We start from the raw sequence: 20,263 nt of genomic DNA, 5'->3' as shown, positions 1-20,263 counted from the left end.
GTCCCCTCCCCCGTGAAGTCGCCCACCACCGCGCGCGTCTCAGCGAGGTGCGGCGAGCACGTCACGTAGGCCACCACCCCGCCGGGCCGTACGGCGTCGAGCGCGGTGGCGAGCAGCCGGCGCTGCAACGCGGTGAGCTCGGGGATGCTGCGCGGGTCACGCCGCCAGCGCGCCTCGGGCCGGCGGCGCAGCGCGCCCAGGCCGGTGCAGGGGGCGTCCAGCATCACCCGGTCGAAGGCGCCGGGCCGCCACGGGGGCTCGGTGCCGTCCGCCACGATGACCTTGGCCTCGGCGGTGGCCCGCCAGACCAGCCGGGCGCGGTGGTACTGCACGTCGGCGCCGAGCAGGTGTGCCCCCCGCTGGGTCGCCACCGCGTCCAGCAGCCCGGCCTTGCCGCCCGGCCCCGCGCACATGTCGAGCCAGCGCGCGTCCTGGTCCAGCGGAACCCTGGTGAGGGCGAGGGCGACCAGCTGGCTGGCCTCGTCCTGCACGGCCGCCCGCGCCTCGCCCACCGCCACGATCGCGCCCGGGTCACCCTCGGGCAGGTAGGCGCCGTACGGCGAGTACGCGGCGGGTTCCGCCCCGGCGGCGACCAGCTCGTCCAGCGAGCACCGGCCGGGCCTGGCCACCAGAGCCACCCTGGGCCGGTCGTTGTCGGCGGCGAGGAGGGCGGCGGTCTCGTCGAAGTCGCCGCCGACGGCGTCCCGCAGAGCGCCCACGACCCAGCCGGGATGGCTGTAGGTGACCGCCAGGTTGCCGACGGGGTCGTCCTCACGCGACGGCGCGACGATGGGCAGCCACTCGTCGAGCGTCCGGGTCGCGACCTTGCGCAGCACGGCGTTGGCGTACCGGGCGGGGCCGCCGCCGACGCGGAGCCGTACCAGGTCGATCGTCGCGCTCACCGCCGCGTGCGGAGGGATGCGGGTCCTCAGGAGCTGGTGGACGCCGAGCCGGATCGCGTCGAGCAGCGGCGGGTCCACGTCCTCGGGAGCGCGGTCGCTGCACATGGCGATGATCTCGTCATAGGTGCCGAGCCCGCGCAGTGTCCCGTACGCCAACTCGGTGGCGAGCGCGGCGTCCCTGCCGGTGATCTTCCGCTGCCGGAGCATCGTCGGCATCAGCAGGTTGGCGTACGCGTCGCGCTCGTCCACCGCTCGCATCAGGTCGTAGGCGGCGTTGCGCGCCTCGTCCCTGACCGGCCTGGACGGGCGGCGCGGCCCACCACTGCGGCTCGGCCGGTTCTGGCCACCGCGGCTCTGGCCTCCGCGCTCCTGGCCGCCACGGTTCTGGTTGCCCCGCTCCTGGCCGCCCCGCTCCTGGCCGCCACGGTTCTGGCCCGGACGGTTCTGGCCGCGGTTGTCGCTGTTCACGGTCACTCAGTCCAGCCGATCCTGATCGGTGACGCGTACGCCGCGCGCCCACTCCGCCGCCGTCATCACGCGCTTGCCCTGGGGCTGCACCTCGCCCAGCTCGACCGGATGGGTCGCGGTGCCCACCAGGACGCTGTTCTTGGCCGCCCTGATCTCACCGGGGCCGAGCCGGTCCACACCGTGCTCCACACCGTGCTCCACACCGTGCGGATCCGCACTGTGCGGTTCCACGGCGGGCGCGAGCCGTACCGGGCCGAGCTTGACCCGCTGGCCGCGGAACTCGGTCCAGGCGCCGGGAGCGGGGGTGCAGGCGCGGACCAGGCGGTCCACCCGCAGGGCGGGAGCCGTCCAGTCCACCCGGGCGTCGTCCACGCCGATCTTCGGGGCGAGGCTGACGCCGTCCTGCGGCTGCTCGCGGGCCTCCAGGGTGCCGTCCTCGATGCCGTCGAGGGTCGCGAGGAGCAGCTCCGCGCCCGACTCGGCGAGGCGGCCGAGCAGGTCGCCGCTGGTGTCGTCGGCACGGACCCGCTCGGTGACCACACCGAAGACGGGCCCGGCGTCGAGCTCCTTGACGATGCGAAACGTCGCCGCGCCGGTGATCTCGTCGCCGTGCAGCACCGCGTGCTGGACCGGCGCCGCCCCGCGCCAGGCCGGCAGCAGGGAGAAGTGCAGGTTGATCCACCCGTGCGGGGGGATGTCGAGCGCGGACTGCGGCAGCAGCGCGCCGTACGCGACGACGGGGCAGCAGTCCGGGCCGATCTCGCGCAGGCGGTCGAGGAAGTCGGGATCCCCGGCCTTCGCCGGCCTGAGCACCTCGATGCCGACCTCGTCGGCGAGCTGGGCCACGGGGCTGGGGTGGACCTTGCGCCCCCGGCCGGACTGCGCGTCCGGGCGGGTGACGACGGCGGCCACCTCATGCCGGGGTGAGTCCAGCAGCGCGCGCAGCGAGGGCAGCGCGGTGTCCGGGGTGCCGGCGAAGACGAGGCGCACTACAGGGCCCTCCCCCGCGTCGCGTGCGGCGAGAACTTGACGGCCGGGGCGGACAGCCCGCTCCACTCGGCCTCGCGGATCGCCCGCATCGCCACCTTGCGCTGCTTGGCGTCCATGCGGTCGATGAACAACACGCCGTCCAGGTGGTCGGTCTCGTGCTGGAAGCAGCGCGCCATCAGGTCGGTGCCCTCGAGCACGACGGGCTCGCCGTGCATGTTGAAACCCTTGGCGACGGCCCTGATCGAACGCGGCGTCGGGAAGGACAGGCCGGGGAAGGACAGGCAGCCCTCCTCGCCCTCCTCGTCGAGCTCGGCGGAGAGGTCGAGATCGGGGTTGATCAGGTGCCCGAGCTGGTCATCGATGTAGTAGGTGAACACGCGCAGCCCGACACCGATCTGCGGCGCGGCCAGACCGGCGCCCGGCGCGTCCATCATCGTGTCGGTGAGGTCCTTGACGAGCCTGCGCAGCTCCTTGTCGAAATCCACCACCGGCTCCGCCGGGGTGCGCAGCACCGGGTCGCCGAACAGGCGGATCGGCTGAATGGACAACAGACGGCTCCGTTCACATCAGGTCATGTCAAGTTCCAGGGATCAGCCCAGTTTACGGCCCTCCGGCACTGATGCCGAAAGGCGAGCGCGACGCGTGGCGGGCCCGCGCGAGCGCCGGAACCGCGCTCAGGCGTGCCGGGAACGGACCTTCATGGCGGTCTTGCGCGCCGCCTTGGCGATGACCACGTCGGGGTGATGCCGGCCCAGCATCTCCAGGACGGCGAGGGCGTCGGGATGGTCGGCGCGGCCCATCTCGGGGACCAGCGTGAGCAGGTCCTCTCCCAGCATGTCGATCTCCCCGGCCGACTCACCGGCGGCACCGATGTAGAGCAGGGCGGCGAGCGTGTCCACGGCCACCCACGCGCCGTCCCCCTCGCTCAGCGCGGGCGCCTCCAGATCGCGGACGCCCAGCCAGGCCGCGGCGTACCGCCACATCAGCGGCTCGCCGAGCGCCTCGCGCACGGCGGGCTCGGCCTCCGGGCCCAGTTCCTCCAGGATCGTGCCGGCGGTCCCCCGCTGCGCGGCGTTGCCCGTCGCGGCGATCTTGATGAGTTCGCGGGCGGCGTCCTCGGGGATCCGCCGCTCCAGCCACAGCGTGGCGACGCTCGACGACGCCTTCCCGGCCAGCATCGCCTCGATCAGCTCGGCGGCGCCCAGCTCGGCGAACCCCGCCACCTCGTGCAGCGAGGGCGCGTCATGCCCCTCGCGCAGCAGGTCACGCCGCACCGCCCACACCCCCGGCCGGGTCAGCCGTACGAGGTCGGCGGAGGGCTCGATCAGCCCGCAGTACTCCAGCAGGGCCAGCGCGTCGGCGAGCTCGGCCGGCAGCGTCATCCGCAGGCGCCGCAGCTCCGCCGGCCGGGCCTCGCAGCCGACCTCGTGCGCCTGCAGGATGCCCGAGGCGAGGGCGGCGACCGGCATCCCCGAACGCACCGAGTAGATGGTCGCGAGGATCTCCGTCAGATGCTCGTCGATCACGCTGGAGCCGGTCAGGCCCTCGTCGGTCCGGTCCAGCACGTCCATGATCACGCCGTCCCAGAACTCCAGCAGGTCGCGCACCGCCGGGCCCGGCCGGGCTCCGGCGCGAGTGATCTCGATGAGGCGGCCGTTCACCGCGACGATCCACAGCAGGCGCAGCCATCGGGCCTCCAGGCCGAGGTCGTGGACCGCCGCCGCGGCGTCCTCCTCGGTCAGCAGCCCGACCTCGGTGACCTCGCGCACCCCGGTCCACCGCGCGAGCCGTACGGCGTCGCGCACGAGCGGCACCAAGGGCACGGCCTGAACCAGTTCCTCGTCGGGGGCGAGGTCGACCGGCGGGAAAGTGAGCGCGTCGCTGTCGGCCATTACAGCAACTTACTCCACACCGGGCGAAACCAGTGCCGTGTGCCGCGTAGTCCCCAGGGGACACAGGCGCCCGGTCACCCGCGGACCCCGCCGCGGCGTGGACCCGCGAGCCGCCACGTCGTCCTAGCGGATGCCCCGCGAGCGCGCCTTGAACGCTGCCTTGCGCGCCGCCTTGGCGGTGACCTTGTCGGGAAGGGTGTTGCCGAGCAGTTCGAGCACCTCGACCACGTCGGGGTGATCGACCCGCCACATGTCCTCGATCAGATACGGAGGAGGACCGGACACCGCCATGTTCTCCGCGAACCCGTCGGGATCGATCTGCGCGGCGGGCAGCGCGAGGGCCAGCATGTCCACGCTGACCCAGAGCAGTTCGTCCTGGGTGAGCGCGGGCGCCGGCAGCCCCCGGGACGCGAGCCAGTGGATGGCGTGCGGACGCAGTTCGGCATCGTCGAGGCAGCGCGTAACCGCGGGTTCGGCCTCGGCGGAGAGCCGGTCGACGATGGTGACGGCGATGCCGCGCATCTCCGCGGGCGCGCCCGCGACCGCGCCGAGCAGTTCCGCCGCCGCCTGCTCGGGCGTGCGCCCGGCCAGCCATCGCTCGATGTCGCCCTCGGCCACCTCGGCGGGCAGGCCGCTGGTGATGAGGCCGGAGATGAGCCCGCTCGCGTCCCCCTCGGCGAGGTCGGCGGCGATGGGCGGCTCAAGCCCGATCTCCAGATAGAGCTCCCGCAGCCCCCACAGGCCGTGCGAGGTGAGCGCGACGCCACCGCCCAGGTGATGCACCGTCCCCGTGTAGGCGAGCCTGTCCAGGGCCTCGTCGAGCCCGTCCACCCGCTCTCCCGCGGCCAGCTCACGCAGGTATTCCGCGACGCCGTCCGGCGGAACAGGCACCTGGAGCCGGTAGAGCAGGTCGTGGACCGCGTAGATCGACTCGTCCACGGCCTCGTTGCCGGTGATGTCGACGGGAGCCTCGATGAGGAACTCCACGGTCGCCGCCCACAGGTCGAGCAGGTCCTCCTCGTCACGGGACGCCAGAGGGATGAACCCCTCCTCCACGAATACCGTGGTGCCCTCCAGCCGGGCCAGGCCGAGATCGAGGGCCAGCCGCCAGGCCAGGGCGGGCCGCTCCACGCCGGCCTCCTCCGTGACGAGGCGCGCGTCCTTCACCCTGAGCGCCTTCCTGACCGTGGTGGTCCTGCCGCCCTCGGCCATCCACTCCACCAGCAGGTGGGCGTCCCGTAGCAGCGGCACCTCCCGTACGGCCCGGGCGATCTCGGACGGCGGGGCGAGCCGCACCGCCGGGAGGGGAGCGCAGCCGGGGCAGTCGCAGGCGTCCTCGTCGAGGCCGTCGTACTCCTCCACCGCGCGCTGGACGGCGGCGGGGTCGGCCAGGTCGAGCGAGTCGGCGTTGATGGCGCTGAAGATGCTCTTGGCCATGCCGAACTTGGTCGTGTCGGCGAGGGCGGCGGGCATCTCGGGCTCGATCTCGTCGAGCACGGCCCGGATGCGCATCGCCGTCTTGGCGCCGATCTCGCCGGTCTCGACGAGGAACTCGACGAGGGTGCGCGCGGCCGCAACGGTCTCGCCCGCGCTCTCGGGCGGCGCGATGACCTTGCGCGGGTAGATCTCCAGCAGGAGCTCCTCGAACGTTCCCGGCCGGAAATCGCCGAGTTCGTTCACCTCCAGGTAGTCGCTGGCGTAGTCGCACAGCAGCCGCACCTCGTCGACGTCGACCTCGACGCCCTTCTCACGCCCCCACGCGCGCAGGCCGTCGACAGCGCGGTTCACCCATTCGATCGACACAAGGAGACGCTAACGGGTTACTGACAGCATCGCGAATCGGCGAGGAACGGCCGGGAAACCGCAGGCCCGGGACTCGCGGCGCACCCTTCGGCCGCTCCGGGGGGGGCGGCCGTCACATGGGGTCGAGCGGATCGACGCGCACCCGGACCAGGTCGGCCGCCTTGCGGGCGGAGCGCACGCCGCTCGCGCCCTTGAGGAGCCGTGCCAGGGCCGCGCCCTGGGTTCGGGGTACGCGGATCATGGCGCGTTCCAGCTCCTCGTCCCTGTCCGGGCCCGCGCGCGGCCCCTCTACCCGCACCGGACCCAGCACCTGGGCGGCGGCGGGAAGCTCCACCGAGGCGAGCATCTCCCTGACCGCCGACGGCGGCCCGGTCAGCGTGGCCATGCGGGTGACCGGAGGGAACCCGAGCTGTGCCCGATCGCCGAGCTCGCGCTCCGCGTGGGTGACCGGGTCCCAGCGCAGCAGCGCCTGCACGGCGGGAAGCCCGGAGTCGGCCAGCACCACCACCTCGGCGCCCGGCCGCAGCAGCGCCGCCGCGTTCATCCAGCGGCGCAGGGTCTCCTCGGCGGCCCGCAGATCGGGGCGGCCGAGCAGTGCCCAGCCGTCCAGCAACACGGCCGCCGCGTATCCGCCGTCCGGGACGGGTTCGGCCCCCGGCGTGGCGACGACCAGGGCGGGCGCCGCGCCGACGGTGGCGAGGACCCCGTCCCGGCCCGACGTACGCACCGTGGCCGAGGGGAAGGCGCGGCCGAGCTCCTCGGCGGTGCGGCGGGACCCGGTGACCACGGCCCGCACCCGGCGCCCGCCGCACGACCCGCAGCGCCAGTCGCCCGCGATCCGGCCGCACCAGCGGCAGTACGGCGCGGCGTGACCGGAGCGCAGGGCCAGCGGCCCGGAGCAGACGGACCCGGCGAACCGGCCGTCATCGGGCTGATCGTCGCGCGGCCCCCCTCCCGTACCGGGGGCGCCGGGACCCGGCCGGCCGTCGCGCGGGCCATGGCCCGGATCACGGTACGGATCATGACTCGGATCATGGCTCGAATCATGATGCGGGCCGGTCATCGCGGCTCCGCCGCAGCGGGCGAGCGCGCGGCAGTTCTGACAGGCGAGCACCGGCAGGTAGCCCCTGCGCGGCACCTGGACCAGCACGGGCCCGTGGTCGAGGCCCTGCCGGAGCGCCCGCCACGCGACGCTGGGCAGGCGGGCCGCGCGCGCCGCCTCGTCGCGGGCCATCTCGGCGTCGTCGCCCGCCGGGCGTACCCGGGGGGCACGCGCCCTGACCGTCTCGCGCCGGGCCACCAGCGGCCGCGCCCACCCCGAGGCGATGAGCTGGGTGGCCTCGACCGTGCGCGCGTAACCGCCGATCAGCATGGCGGCGCCGGCCCGGTGAGCCCTCAGCGCCAGCACCTCTCGAGAGTGCGGGTACGGCGCGTGCAGCTCGGCGTGGAGATCGTCGCCGTCGTCCCAGATGATCACGAGGCCGAGATCGGCCACGGGGGCGAAGGCGGCGGCCTTGGTTCCCACGACGACCCGCACCTCGCCGCGCAGCACCCTGAGCCATCGGCGGTAGCGTTCCGCCGGCCCGAGATCCGCGGTGAGGGCGACATGGGGAGTGTCCCCGAGAGCGTGGTCGGCCAGCGCCACGTCCTTGCCGTCCGGCAGCACGACGACCACGCCGCGCCCGCCCGCCAGGGTGGCCCGTACGGCTGCCGCGACGGCGCCGGGCCACGAGGGCCCGTCAGCGCCGGTTCCGGGGAGGGCGGACCACACGGCCCTGGGCGATCGGCCCTCCGCCAGGGCGGCGAGGAAGGACGCGCCCGTGGGATAGGCACTCCACGCCCCCGCGTCCATGGCAGGCTCGGCGCCGGCTCCCACAGCGGCTCCCACGGCAGGTCCCGCGGCGGCCCCGGGCTCGGCCTCGACCTTGGCGTGGCGCGGCGGTACGGCCAGACGGAGAACGTCGGACATCGTCCCGGCATAGCGGTCGGCGACGGCCCTGGCGAGGCCGGCGATCTCGGGCGTCAGCACGGGTTCCGGCGAGATCACCCGATCGAGGAACACCATCTTCCCCGTGTGATCGCTGCGCTCGGTCCGCTCGAGCAGGAACCCGTCCGTGAGCTTTCCGGCGAAGCGGACCCGTACCCGGCAGCCCGGCACGGCGTCGGCGTCCATGGAGACAGGGACGAGGTAGTCGAACGGCCGGTCCAGGTGGGGAAGGGGGGTGTCCACCGCGACGCGTGCGATGGGGGACCGCGCGGCGGGCTCAGGAGCTCCCTTGGCCGGACCCACGGCCGGACCCGCCTTCTTCACGGCCGGACCCGCCTTCTTCGCGGCCACCGGTCTCGCGGCCTCCCGGTCCCCGGACTCCGGCATCGCGAGCAGCGCCTCCTGGCCCTCGGGCGATGTCGGAACGGTCACGCTCCTGTCCTACCAGACGGGGCCGACGCCACCGTCCGGCCGGTGGGAGAGCCCCACGGGCGGAGGAGGCGTCGGCGGACGAGGTCACCCGGCGTGCGGGCCGGGACGGGCGGTGGAACGCCAAGCGGCACCCGCCGGAGACGACGGGTGCCGCTTGCCTGGACGTGTCAGAGGCCGACGGCGTCGCGCAGCGCCTCGGCGCGGTCGGTGGACTCCCAGGAGACGCCCTCACGGCCGAAGTGGCCGTACGCGGCGGTCTCGGAGTAGATCGGGCGCAGCAGGTCGAGGTCCCGGATGATGGCGGCCGGGCGCAGGTCGAACACCTTGAGCACGGCCTCCTGGATCTGGACGACCGGGACCTTCTCGGTGCCGAAGGTCTCGATGAACACGCCGACCGGCTGAGCCTTGCCGATCGCGTACGCCACCTGGACCTCGGCCCGGTCGGCGAGACCGGCCGCGACGATGTTCTTGGCGACCCAGCGCATGGCGTAGGCGGCCGAGCGGTCGACCTTCGACGGGTCCTTGCCGGAGAAGGCGCCGCCGCCGTGCCGGGCCATGCCGCCGTAGGTGTCGACGATGATCTTCCGGCCGGTGAGACCGGCGTCGCCCATCGGGCCGCCGATCTCGAAGCGGCCGGTCGGGTTCACGAGCAGCCGGTAGCCCTCGACCTCGATGTCGAGGTCGGCGAGCAGCGGCTCGACGACGTGCTCGCGGATGTCGGGGGCCAGCATCTCCCTGAGGTCGATCTCCGGGGCGTGCTGGGTCGAGACGACCACCGTGTCGAGCCGGACCGGGCGGTCGCCGTCGTATTCGATGGTGACCTGGGTCTTGCCGTCGGGACGCAGGTAGGGGATGGTGCCGTTCTTGCGGACCTCGGCCAGCCGGCGGGCCATCCGGTGCGCGAGCGTGATCGGCAGCGGCATCAGCTCGGGGGTCTCGCGGCAGGCGTAGCCGAACATGAGGCCCTGGTCGCCGGCGCCCTGACGGTCGAGGTCGTCCGCGCCCTCGCCCTCGCGGTGCTCGTAGGCGTCGTCGACGCCCTGCGCGATGTCGGGCGACTGCGCCCCGATGGACACCGACACGCCGCAGGAGGCGCCGTCGAAGCCCTTGTGGGAGGCGTCGTAACCGATCTCCAGGATCTTCTCCCGGATCAGGGCGGGAATGTCGACGTAGGTCTCCGTCGTCACCTCGCCGGCGACGTGGACCTGGCCAGTGGTGATCAGCGTCTCGACGGCGACCCGGCTCTTGGGGTCGTCCTTGAGCATGGCGTCGAGAATCGCGTCACTGATCTGGTCGGCGATCTTGTCCGGGTGGCCTTCGGTAACCGACTCGGAGGTGAACAGGCGACGGGACAACTCAGTGGCTCCTCATGCAGCGGCTGCTGACGTCTACAATGCTTCGCTGAGTGTAGCCGCACCGGGTACGGCGCCGCGAAGCCCCGCCGCTTTTGAAGATCCGGTGACCGTGACCGCAGACGATCCGGACGCGAAACCGCCGGTCAGGCGAGTCGCGAGGCCACCAGATCCCAGACCACGTCGGCGAGATCCTCCTTGGGCCCCCTCGGGATCTCCACGGGGTCGCCGCCCGCCACGAGGACGACGGCTGCGTTGTCGGGGGTACCGAACGCGAGGTTCTCCCCCACCTGGTTGACCACGAGCAGGTCGCAGCCCTTGCGCTCCAGCTTGGCCCGGCCGTTGGCGAGCACGTCGTCGGTCTCGGCCGCGAAGCCCACGATGACCCGTGGGGACAGCGCGCTCCCCTCACGGCGGATCTCACCCAGTTCGGCCAGCACGTCCGGATTCTTCACCAGATGGATCGGATCCGGCTCGGCCGAGGACTTCTTGATCTTCGTACCGCTCTGCCGGGACGGCCGGAAGTCGGCGACCGCCGCGGCCATGACCACGGCGTCGGCGTGGGCGGCGGCGGAGACGACGGCCTCGCGCAGATCCACGGCCGTCTCGACCCGCACCACCTTGGCGCCCGCCGGGTCGGGAAGCGCGACGTTGGCAGACACCAGCGTCACCTCGGCGCCTCGGGCGACGGCCGTACGGGCGAGCGCGTAGCCCTGCAGACCCGACGAACGGTTGCCGATGAAACGGACCGGGTCGATGGCCTCGCGCGTGCCGCCGGCGGAGATCACGACGTGCCGGCCGGCGAGATCGGGAGCGCGCCCGGTGAGCACCCGGCGGCAGACCTCGAAGATCTCGGCCGGGTCGGGAAGCCGTCCGGGGCCGCTGTCGGCTCCGGTGAGCCGTCCGACCGCCGGGTCGACGACGATCGAACCGCGTTCGCGTAGCGTCGTCACGTTGGCCCGGGTCGCGGGGTGCTCCCACATCTCGGTGTGCATCGCGGGAGCGAAGACCACCGGACAGCGGGCGGTCAGCAGGGTGTTGGTGAGCAGGTCGTTCGCCAGGCCGTGCGCGGCCCTGGCGAGCACGTCGGCGGTCGCGGGCGCGACGACGACGAGATCGGCGTGCTGCCCGATGCGGACGTGCGGCACCTCGTGGACCGAGTCCCAGACCTCCGTGGTCACCGGGTTGCCCGACAGCGCGGCCCAGGTGGGCTCTCCCACGAAGCGCAGCGCGTCACGGGTCGGCACGACCCGTACGTCATGGCCGGACTCGGTGAACAGGCGGAGCAGTTCGCACGCCTTGTAGACCGCGATGCCCGCGCTGACCCCAAGGACCACCGATCTCACGAGTGAAACCTCCCGCGCGCCTCCCGCGCCAGCGGGGCGGGCGCCTCGAGCGCCGTTCAGCCCTCGATGGGCTCAGAGGTGAGCAGGCCGTCGCTGACCTCGCGCAGCGCGATGGAGAGCGGCTTCTCCTGGGCGTGGGTCTCCACGAGGGGCCCGACGTACTCCAGCAGGCCCTCGCCGAGCTGGGAGTAGTAGGCGTTGATCTGGCGCGCCCGCTTCGCGCCCATGATGACCAGGCTGTACTTGCTGTCGACGATGTCGAGCAGAGAGTCGATCGACGGGTTGGTGATGCCTTCCGCGTAGGCGGCGGTGCTTGCCACGTTGATGCTTCCCCTAGCTAGGTGGACGTCCGGTCGTCTTGGAGGACCTAAGCCTCCGGGGTACCGGCCAACAAGGCTATCAGGCGAAGGCATACGTCCTGGACGGACGTGTTGACAAGGGTGAGGTCGAATTCCTTCTCGGCGGCCATCTCCACGCGCCCGGCATCGAGGCGGCGTTCGATGACGTCCGGAGGCTCGGTGCCGCGGCCGCGCAGCCGCCGCTCCAGTTCCTCCCAGCTCGGCGGTGCGAGGAAGACGAGCAGCGCCTCGGGCATGCTCTCCCGCACCTGCCGCGCGCCCTGGAGGTCGATCTCCAGCAGCGTCGGCACCCCGGCGGCCAGCCGCTCGAGGACCGGCGTACGGGGCGTCCCGTACCGGTTTCCGGCGAACTCGGCCCACTCCAGGAGCTCCCCGGAGCCGACCATGCGGTCGAACTCGGCGTCGTCCGCGAAGAAGTACTCCACGCCGTGGGTCTCGCCCGGGCGCGGCTTCCTGGTGGTCACCGAGACCGACAGCCACACCTCGGGGTGCGACCGCCGGAGCTCGGCGACGACCGTGGACTTCCCGACGCCCGACGGACCGGAGAGGACCGTCAGGCGGCGGTTCGGAGGCATGGAGTCACCGGCATGTGTCCCGGACCCGCTGGAAGCGGCTGCCTGGCGGGCCCGATCCTCATCGGGCCAGGACGTATCGGTCACTCAATATCCCCCGTAAATCTTGCTCGAGCGAAGCCGAGATCAGCTCTCGGCGCCGCCGAACTCCCGCTCCAAGGAGGCGCGCTGGTTGGCACCGAGACCCCGCACACGGCGGGACTCGGCGATACCAAGGCGCTCCATGAGCTGCTTGGCGCGGACCTTGCCCACGCCAGGGAGCGACTCCAGCAGAGCCGAGACCTTCATCTTGCCGATGACGTCATCGGTCTGCCCATCCTTCAACACCTCAGCCAGAGAAACCGCGCCGTGCTTGAGCCGGTTCTTGACCTCGGCACGCTCCTTGCGAGCCTTGGCAGCCTTCTCAAGTGCCGCCGCGCGCTGCTCGGGAGTCAGGGGAGGAAGAGCCACGCCGGGTCACCTCGAATTTCTGTCGATGTACTCGGACGGGAGGGGAAACTAGCTGGTCTATGCCCCCTCCGGCAACGTCAAGCCATGTTTCTCTCACCACAAAATTGAATCTATTACTTTCCGCACCCGAAAAATCACGCTGTGTCGATGAAAACCGCCTCATCAGCCACGGAAGAGAGCCCGCCTCCGAACCCCCTCGGACCCCCCTCCGAAGCGCCGTCGAGGCGTCCCGGAGGCGCCGTGCGAACCGGCTCGAATCGAGGCGGGAAAGCGGCCCCGAACCGCCCGGAGCGGCTCCGAGAGGGCTCAGGAACCGCCTCCTCGCCACGTCCCCGAGAGCGATCGGGAGCCCCGCGCGAGAGCTCCGGAGGGGGTTTCGCGGCGGTTGTGGCGCGGGCTCGGGAAGAATCTGGGATGATCTTTGCCAGAAGGACTCGGCGACGGCCCTCCGGACGCCGCCGAGCGCTTTTCAGCGGGCGCGCGAAGCGCCGCCCGCTGAACGGGAGACGTCCACCTTGCGGAGCGCGGCGGCGATGGTCGCCGCGGCCGCGCCCGGGTCCGGCGAGCCCGTGATGGGGCGACCGATCACCAGAAGATCGGCCCCGTCAACGAGCGCGTCCTCCGGGGTCGCTACTCTTGCCTGATCCTGGGTGTCGGCGCCGACGGGCCGGACACCCGGGGTGATCAACGTGATTCCGGGTCCTACCTCGGCGCGTACCGCGGCGACCTCGCGGGGCGAGCAGACGAGGGCCTGGGCTCCGGCGCCCACGGCGAGAGCCGCCAGACGGCGTACGGAGTCGTCCGGGCGTCCCTCCAGGCCGATGGCGGCGAGATCGGCCTCCGAGAGCGATGTGAGAACCGTCACGGCCGCGATCTGGGTCTGCGGGCCCGCCGCGTCCACGGCGGCCCGGATCATCGCGGGCCCTCCCGACGCGTGGACGGTGAGGATGGAGGGCTTGAGCCGCGTCACCGCGCGGGCGGCTCCGGCGACGGTGTTGGGGATGTCGTGCAGCTTGAGGTCCAGGAAGACCTGCACGCCGCTCGCCCCGCGCACCGAGGCGATCACGTCGGGCCCGTAGCGGAGGTAGAGCTCCAACCCGACCTTCACCGTCGAGACATGGGGTGTCACCAGGCTCGCCCAGCGGGCCGCGGTCTCCAGATCGGGCGCGTCCAGGGCGACGGCGATGGGTGCGGGGGTCACAGAGAACTCTCCTCCAGATCGATGCGGTTCCGGGGTCCCGCCCCGGCGGGTCGGTGTGCCAGCCCGACGGCGTCGGCCAGGCGGTCGAAGCCACGCGCCTGCAGGAGCTCCTCCAGCTCCCTCAGAATGCGCTGGCAGGCATAGGGGTCGTGGAACAGGGCCGTGCCCACGGCGACGGCGCACGCGCCCGCCAGGACCATCTCCAGGGCGTCCCTGCCGGTCATCACGCCGCCCATGCCGACGATGGGCACGCCGGGCAGGGCCGCGTGGACCTGCCAGACGCAGCGGACCGCGAGCGGCCGGATCGCGGGCCCGGAGAGGCCGCCCGTGCCCGCGGCGAGCGACGGCCGCATCGTGTCCACGTCCACGCTCATGCCCAGCGGTGCGTTGATCATGGAAAGCGCGTCCGCTCCCCCGTCCACGCACAGGCGCGCCAGCGAGACGACGTCGGCCACGTCGGGCGCCAGCTTCGCGATCACCGGGACGTCGTACCGCGTCGCCGCCCGCACGGACGCCACGACCTCCGCGGCGGCCGAACCGTCCCGGGCGAAGACCCGGCCCCGGTCCTCGACGTTCGGACAGGACAGGTTCACCTCGACGGCCGTGACCCCCGGAGCGCCGGCCAGCCGCCGCGCCAGGGCGGTGTACTCCGCCACGCTGCCGCCGCCGATGGAGACGATCGTGCGCGCGCCCCGCTCGGCGAGCCAGGGCAGCTCCCGCTCCGCGAACACCTCCACGCCCGGCCCCTGAAGGCCCACGGCGCTCAACATGCCCGAGGGCGTCTCCGCCATCCGGGGCGTCGGACGCCCCGCCCTCGGCGCCATCGTGATCGACCGGGTCACGAACGCGCCGATCCGCGTCACGTCGAAGAACTGCGCCAGCTCCCGCCCCGTGCCCCCGCACCCGGAGGCCGTGAACACGGGGTTGGGCAGCTCCACGTGGCCCAGGTAGCTGCGCAGGTCAACGGGCATGCCGCCGCCTCCCACCCGGGCACCGGACACCGCCGCGCTCATCCATGCCGCCCCCCGGGAGCTCCCAGAGCGTCGAACGGGATCGTCCCCACGTCGTCGAAGCGGACCCGCTCGCCGAGGAACACCGGGCCGTCGGTGCAGGCCCGGACCATCCGCGTCACGCCGTCCTCGGCGATCACCGGGACCACGCACGTCATGCAGATGCCCACACCGCACGCCATGGCCTGCTCCACCGACACCTGAACCGGGATGCCGAACTCCACGCACACGGCGGTCACGCCCCGCAGCATCGCCATCGGCCCGCACGCGTACACCACGTCCGCACGCGCGTCCGCGATCACGCCCGCCAGCACGTCGGTCACCTCCCCGCGCATGCCCAGCGAACCGTCCTCGGTCGTCAGCGTCGTCGTCTCGCCCATCCGGCGCGCACGCAACGCGCCGAAGACCCGGTCCGCGCTGGACGCGCCCAGCACGAAATCCACCCGGCAACCCCGCCGCTGCAGGACGTCCGCCAGCACGAAAAGGGACGCAGAGCCGTACTCGCCGCCGACCAGCACGCACGTACAGGGATCACGCGGCAGCGGGAAGGGCCGCCCCAGCGGACCGACCAGATCCAGCGTGTCCCGCGCCCTGCGGTCCGCCAGCCACGCCGTGCCCGGCCCCCGCACGCTGAACACGAACTCCACCGTGCCGCCGTAATCCGGCTTCACGTCATGGATCGCGAACGCCCGGCGCGTCAGCATCGAGCTGTACGGCCCGCCCACGGCCACCGTGACGAAGTGGCCCGGCCTGAACCGGTCGGCGACGGCGGGCGCCACGACGGTCAGCGCGTGGTAGGCCTCCACCCGCCGCGTCGTCAGCACCGTTCCCGTCACCTGAACCGGGGAACCGGCCACTCCCTCACCTCCGCCGTGGCACGGGCCCGCGGTCCCGCGACACTCAGTCCCTCAGCCACATGCCGACGGTCGGCTTCCCTTCCTCGCTCGCTTCGCTGACCCCGCGTCGTGCCGGAGGCGTGCCTCCGGCACCGTCCACGCGGGCCGCTCCGCTCGCTCAGTCCCTCAGCCTCCGTGCGTGCTCCTGGAGCGACCGTACGCCCACGTCACCGCGGACGATGTGCTGGACGCCCTGAACGGCGGCCGCGAGCCCCTGCACCGTCGTGATGCAGGCGATGCCGCGCAGCACGGCGGCGGTGCGGATCTCGTAGCCGTCCAGCCGCGGCCCGGACTGGCCGGGGCTGCCGAACGGGGTGTTGACGATGAGATCCACCTCGCCGTCCAGGATGCGCCGCACGATCGTCGGCTCGCCGTCGGGACCCGTCCCGTCGCTCTGCTTGCGCACGATCTTGGCATGGACGCCGTTACGGCGCAGCACCTCGGCCGTACCCTCCGTGGCCAGGATCTCGAACCCGAGATCCGCCAGCGCCTTGACCGGGAAGATGACGGCGCGCTTGTCCTTGTTCGCCACGGAGACGAACGCCCGGCCCTTCGTCGGCAGGTCGCCGTAGGCCGCGGCCTGCGACTTGGCGTACGCGGTGCCGAAGAACTCGTCGATGCCCATCACCTCGCCGGTGGAGCGCATTTCCGGGCCCAGCACGGTGTCCACGCCACGGAACCGGTTGAACGGCAGCACGGCCTCCTTGACCGCGATCGGCGCGTCCAGCGGCAGCGTGCCGCCGTCCCCGGTGGGGGGCAGCATGCCCTCCGCCCGCAGGTCGGCGATCGTGGCGCCGAGCATCACCCGCGCCGCGGCCTTGGCCAGCGGCACCGCCGTCGCCTTGGACACGAACGGCACCGTACGGCTCGCGCGGGGGTTGGCCTCGAGGACGTAGAGCACCCCGGCGGCCATCGCGTACTGCACGTTCAGCAGGCCGCGCACGCCGACACCGCGGGCGATGGCCTCGGTGGCGGCGCGGATGCGCTTGATGTCGAACCCGCCCAGGGTGATCGGCGGCAGGGCGCACGCCGAGTCGCCGGAGTGGATGCCGGCCTCCTCGATGTGCTCCATGACGCCGCCGAGGTACAGCTCCTCACCGTCGAACAGGGCGTCCACGTCGATCTCGATGGCGTCGTCGAGGAACTTGTCGATCAGCACCGGGTTGTCCGACGCCCGTACCGCGTCCGCCATGTACGTCCGGAGCGTGTCGTCGTCGTAGACGATCGCCATGCCGGCGCCGCCCAGGACGTAGGAAGGCCGGACGAGGACCGGGTAGCCGATCTCCTCGGCGATGGACTGGGCCTCCTCCACGCTCAGCGCGGTGCCGTGCCTGGGCGCGGGCAGGTTCGCCTCGGCCAGCACCCGGCCGAACGCTCCGCGCTCCTCCGCCAGGTGGATCGACTCGGGGGAGGTGCCGACGACCGGCACCCCGGCGTCCTTCAGCGCCTGCGCCAGCCCGAGCGGGGTCTGGCCGCCGAGCTGGACGATCACACCGGCCACCGGGCCGGTCTCCTGCTCGGCGTGCACGACCTCCAGGACGTCCTCCAGCGTGAGCGGCTCGAAGTACAGCCGGTCGGAGGTGTCGTAGTCGGTCGAGACCGTCTCCGGGTTGCAGTTGACCATCACCGTCTCGTAGCCGGCCTTGGACAGCTCGAAGGAGGCGTGCACGCAGGCGTAGTCGAACTCAATGCCCTGCCCGATCCGGTTCGGGCCGCTGCCCAGGATGATGACCTTGGGCCGGTCCCCGTAGGGAACCTCGGTCTCCTCGTCGTAGGTGGAGTACAGGTACGGCGTCGCGGCGGCGAACTCGGCGGCGCAGGTGTCCACCGTGTTGTAGACCGGCCGCACGCCCGCCTCGTGCCGTGCCTCGCGGACACGGGACTCGGGCACGTCGAGGATCTCGGCGATCTGCGCGTCGGCGAAGCCGTACCGCTTGGCCCGGAGCAGGGTGGGCACGTCCAGCTCGGTGATCGAACGGGCGACCTCGTCGATCGTGTAGAGCTGGTCGAGGAACCACGGGTCGATGCTGGTGGCCTCGAACAGCTGCTCCGGCGTCGCCCCGGCCCTGATCGCCTGCTGCATGGTGCGCAGCCGCCCGTCGTGCGGCCTGCGGCAGGCTTCCAGGAGCTCCCGCAGGTCACCGGGGGCTCCGACCCAGGAGAAGGAGGATCCCTTCTTCTCCAGCGATCTGAGGGCCTTCTGGAGCGCCTCGGGGAAGGACCGGCCGATGGCCATGGCCTCGCCGACCGACTTCATGTGCGTGGTGAGGGTCTGGTCGGCCCCGGCGAACTTCTCGAAGGCGAACCGCGGCACCTTGACGACGATGTAGTCGAGCGACGGCTCGAACGACGCCGGCGTCTCCTTGGTGATGTCGTTGGGGATCTCGTCGAGGGTGTAGCCGATGGCGAGCTTGGCCGCGATCTTGGCGATCGGGAAGCCGGTGGCCTTCGACGCCAGCGCGGACGAGCGCGACACACGCGGGTTCATCTCGATGACGATCATCCGGCCGGTGTCCGGGTTGACCGCGAACTGGATGTTGCAGCCGCCGGTGTCCACGCCGACCTCGCGGATCACCGCGATCGCGACGTCCCGCATGTTCTGGTACTCGCGGTCGGTCAGCGTCAGGGCCGGGGCCACGGTCACGCTGTCGCCCGTGTGCACGCCCATCGGGTCGATGTTCTCGATGGAGCACACGATCACGACGTTGTCGGCCTTGTCGCGCATGACCTCCAGCTCGTACTCCTTCCAGCCGAGGATCGACTCCTCCAGGAGCACCTCGGTGGTCGGAGACGCGTCGAGGCCGGCACCGGCGATGCGGCGCAGGTCGTCCTCGTCGTAGGCGAAGCCGGAACCGACGCCGCCCATCGTGAACGACGGCCGGACCACGAGCGGGTAGCCCAGCTCGCCGACGGCGGCCAGGCAGTCGTCCATGGAGTGGCAGATCACGCTGCGCGCGGACTCGGCGTTCAGGCCGTGTTCGGCGGCCACCTTGGCGACGATGCCCTTGAACCGCTCGCGGTTCTCCCCCGCCTGGATGGCGTCGAAGTCGGCGCCGATCAGCTCCACGTCGTACCGCGCGAGTACGCCCGCCTCATGCAGGGCGACGGCGGTGTTGAGGGCGGTCTGGCCGCCCAGCGTCGGCAGCAGCGCGTCCGGCCGCTCCTTCGCGATGATCTTCTCGACGATGTCCGGGGTGATCGGCTCGACGTAGGTCGCGTCGGCGAACTCCGGGTCCGTCATGATCGTGGCCGGGTTGCTGTTGACCAGGATGACCCGGAAACCCTCGGCTCGCAGGATCCGGCAGGCCTGGGTGCCCGAGTAGTCGAACTCGCACGCCTGCCCGATCACGATGGGCCCGGAGCCGATCACCATGATCGACTTGATGTCCGTGCGCTTAGGCACCCTTCTCCCCCGTTTCGCTCGTCGTCTCCGGCCGGGCGCCGCCCGCCCGCTCCATCAGCTCGCAGAACTCGTCGAAGAGGTATGCGGCGTCGTGCGGCCCGGCCGCGGCCTCCGGGTGGTACTGCACGCTGAAGCCCGGGTAGTCGAGCAGGCGCAGCCCCTCCACGCAGCCGTCGTTCAGGTTCACGTGGCTGACCTCCGCCCTGCCGTACGGCGTGTCGAACGGCCCGTCGAGCGGGGCCCGGACGGCGAAGCCGTGGTTGTGCGCGGAGATCTCCACCTTGCCGGTCCTGCGGTCCTGGACGGGCTGGTTGACGCCCCGGTGTCCGTAGCGCAGCTTGTACGTGCCCAGCCCCAGCGCCCGGCCGAGGATCTGGTTGCCGAAGCAGATGCCGAAGAACGGCCGGCCGGAGTCCAGCACGCCGCGCAGCGCCTCGACCGCGTAGTCAGCGGTGGCCGGGTCGCCCGGCCCGTTGGAGAAGAACACGCCGTCCGGCTCGATGGCGAGGATGTCCTCCGCCGTCGCGGTCGCCGGCAGAACGTGCACCTCGCATCCCCGCTCGGCCATCCGCTCCGGGGTCATCGCCTTGATGCCGAGATCGACCGCCGCCACCGTGAAACGCCGCTCGCCCGTGGCCTTCACGACGTACGGCTCGCCGGTCGAGACCTCCTTGGCGAGGTCGGCGCCCTCCATCCCGGGCGAGCGCCGTACCCGCTCGACGAGTTCCTCGACGTCGGCTCGCGCCGGGTCCGCGCCGGTGCCCGCCAGAGCCGTGCCGGAGAAGATCCCGGCGCGCATCGCGCCGCGCTCGCGCAGGTGGCGGGTCAGCGCGCGGGTGCCGGGCATAGCGATGCCGACCACGCCCTGCTCGCTCAGGTAGTCGTCCAGGCTCTTGGTGGACCGCCAGTTGGACCGGATCCGGGACGGCTCGCGGACGACGTAGCCGGCCACCCACACCTTGCCGGACTCCGGGTCCTCGTCGTTGACGCCCGTGTTGCCGATGTGCGGCGCGGTCATCGCGACGATCTGCCGGTGGTAGGACGGGTCGGTCAGCGTCTCCTGGTACCCCGTCATCCCGGTGTTGAAGACCATCTCGCCGAAGGTCTCGCCGACGGCCCCGAAGGCCGTCCCCTCGAAGACCCTGCCGTCTTCCAGCACGAGCAACGCCGTGTTCACGGTCCCGCTCTCCTCACTCATCG

The 20,263-nt window shown here is 72.2% G+C and carries 16 protein-coding genes; all 16 read right to left on the bottom strand.

Going from position 1 to position 20,263, the window contains the following annotated elements; translation table 11 throughout:
* Positions 1–1,376 (bottom strand): transcription antitermination factor NusB (locus IMZ11_RS22125; RefSeq protein ID WP_228644253.1); only part of this gene is annotated, 1,376 nt, incomplete at its 3' end.
* Positions 1,377–2,360, bottom strand: a complete 984-nt coding sequence (gene fmt / locus IMZ11_RS22120; protein ID WP_228644252.1) for a methionyl-tRNA formyltransferase — start codon at positions 2,358–2,360, stop codon at positions 1,377–1,379.
* Positions 2,360–2,908, bottom strand: a complete 549-nt coding sequence (gene def / locus IMZ11_RS22115; protein ID WP_228644251.1) for a peptide deformylase — start codon at positions 2,906–2,908, stop codon at positions 2,360–2,362. Before def ends, fmt begins: the two co-directional genes overlap by 1 nt.
* A 126-nt stretch (positions 2,909–3,034) precedes the next feature.
* Positions 3,035–4,252: a hypothetical protein gene (locus IMZ11_RS22110; protein ID WP_228644250.1), complete on the bottom strand. Its 1,218-nt coding sequence runs from the start codon at positions 4,250–4,252 to the stop codon at positions 3,035–3,037.
* 123 nt (positions 4,253–4,375) lie between these two features.
* Positions 4,376–6,055: a hypothetical protein gene (locus IMZ11_RS22105; protein ID WP_228644249.1), complete on the bottom strand. Its 1,680-nt coding sequence runs from the start codon at positions 6,053–6,055 to the stop codon at positions 4,376–4,378.
* Between the two features lie 112 nt (positions 6,056–6,167).
* Positions 6,168–8,429, bottom strand: coding sequence for a primosomal protein N' (locus tag IMZ11_RS22100; protein ID WP_228644259.1), 2,262 nt, complete (start codon positions 8,427–8,429; stop codon positions 6,168–6,170).
* A 212-nt stretch (positions 8,430–8,641) separates the two neighbouring features.
* The gene (metK, locus tag IMZ11_RS22095) at positions 8,642–9,829 is read right to left on the bottom strand and encodes a methionine adenosyltransferase (protein ID WP_228644248.1); all 1,188 of its coding nucleotides are present in this window, start codon (positions 9,827–9,829) and stop codon (positions 8,642–8,644) included.
* Between the two features lie 143 nt (positions 9,830–9,972).
* The gene (gene coaBC / locus IMZ11_RS22090; RefSeq protein ID WP_228644258.1) at positions 9,973–11,163 is read right to left on the bottom strand and encodes a bifunctional phosphopantothenoylcysteine decarboxylase/phosphopantothenate--cysteine ligase CoaBC; all 1,191 of its coding nucleotides are present in this window, start codon (positions 11,161–11,163) and stop codon (positions 9,973–9,975) included.
* A 65-nt stretch (positions 11,164–11,228) separates the two neighbouring features.
* On the bottom strand, positions 11,229–11,492 hold the full coding sequence (gene rpoZ, locus IMZ11_RS22085) for a DNA-directed RNA polymerase subunit omega (protein ID WP_061256693.1): 264 nt from the start codon (positions 11,490–11,492) through the stop codon (positions 11,229–11,231).
* Positions 11,493–11,539: 47 nt separating this feature from the next.
* Complete coding sequence (gene gmk, locus IMZ11_RS22080) at positions 11,540–12,106, bottom strand: guanylate kinase (protein WP_228644247.1); 567 nt, start codon at positions 12,104–12,106, stop codon at positions 11,540–11,542.
* Positions 12,107–12,229: 123 nt separating this feature from the next.
* Positions 12,230–12,553, bottom strand: coding sequence for an integration host factor, actinobacterial type (gene mihF, locus IMZ11_RS22075; RefSeq protein ID WP_030450375.1), 324 nt, complete (start codon positions 12,551–12,553; stop codon positions 12,230–12,232).
* Between the two features lie 469 nt (positions 12,554–13,022).
* Positions 13,023–13,754 carry an orotidine-5'-phosphate decarboxylase gene (gene pyrF / locus IMZ11_RS22070; protein WP_228644246.1) on the bottom strand — a complete coding sequence of 244 codons (732 nt, stop codon included), beginning with the start codon at positions 13,752–13,754 and terminating at the stop codon, positions 13,023–13,025.
* A complete protein-coding gene (locus IMZ11_RS22065) occupies positions 13,751–14,725 on the bottom strand; it encodes a dihydroorotate dehydrogenase (protein WP_061256844.1) in 975 nt (324 codons plus the stop codon). The genes pyrF and IMZ11_RS22065 overlap by 4 nt, the downstream gene beginning before the upstream one ends.
* Before the next feature lie 38 nt (positions 14,726–14,763).
* Entirely contained in the window at positions 14,764–15,621 is an 858-nt protein-coding gene (locus IMZ11_RS22060; RefSeq protein WP_061256686.1) for a dihydroorotate dehydrogenase electron transfer subunit, read from the bottom strand.
* Between the two features lie 157 nt (positions 15,622–15,778).
* Complete coding sequence (carB, locus tag IMZ11_RS22055; protein ID WP_228644245.1) at positions 15,779–19,063, bottom strand: carbamoyl-phosphate synthase large subunit; 3,285 nt, start codon at positions 19,061–19,063, stop codon at positions 15,779–15,781.
* Positions 19,056–20,261, bottom strand: coding sequence for a glutamine-hydrolyzing carbamoyl-phosphate synthase small subunit (gene carA / locus IMZ11_RS22050; protein ID WP_061256680.1), 1,206 nt, complete (start codon positions 20,259–20,261; stop codon positions 19,056–19,058). The genes carB and carA overlap by 8 nt, the downstream gene beginning before the upstream one ends.
* Positions 20,262–20,263 lie beyond the last annotated feature (2 nt).

It is taken from the genome of Microtetraspora sp. AC03309 (genome assembly GCF_020826795.1).
GTDB lineage: Bacteria > Actinomycetota > Actinomycetes > Streptosporangiales > Streptosporangiaceae > Microtetraspora > Microtetraspora glauca.
Note: the sequence above shows the minus strand (reverse complement) of the source record. Positions and strands in the feature narration are given on the sequence as shown.

Coding starts and splice junctions, on each gene's coding strand:
- IMZ11_RS22110 (WP_228644250.1), bottom strand. CDS start 4,252: ATGGCCGACAGCGACGCGCTCACTTTCCCGCCGGTCGACCTCGCCCCC.
- IMZ11_RS22100 (WP_228644259.1), bottom strand. CDS start 8,429: ATGCCGGAGTCCGGGGACCGGGAGGCCGCGAGACCGGTGGCCGCGAAG.
- gmk (WP_228644247.1), bottom strand. CDS start 12,106: ATGCCTCCGAACCGCCGCCTGACGGTCCTCTCCGGTCCGTCGGGCGTC.
- IMZ11_RS22065 (WP_061256844.1), bottom strand. CDS start 14,725: ATGCCCGTTGACCTGCGCAGCTACCTGGGCCACGTGGAGCTGCCCAAC.
- carA (WP_061256680.1), bottom strand. CDS start 20,261: ATGAGTGAGGAGAGCGGGACCGTGAACACGGCGTTGCTCGTGCTGGAA.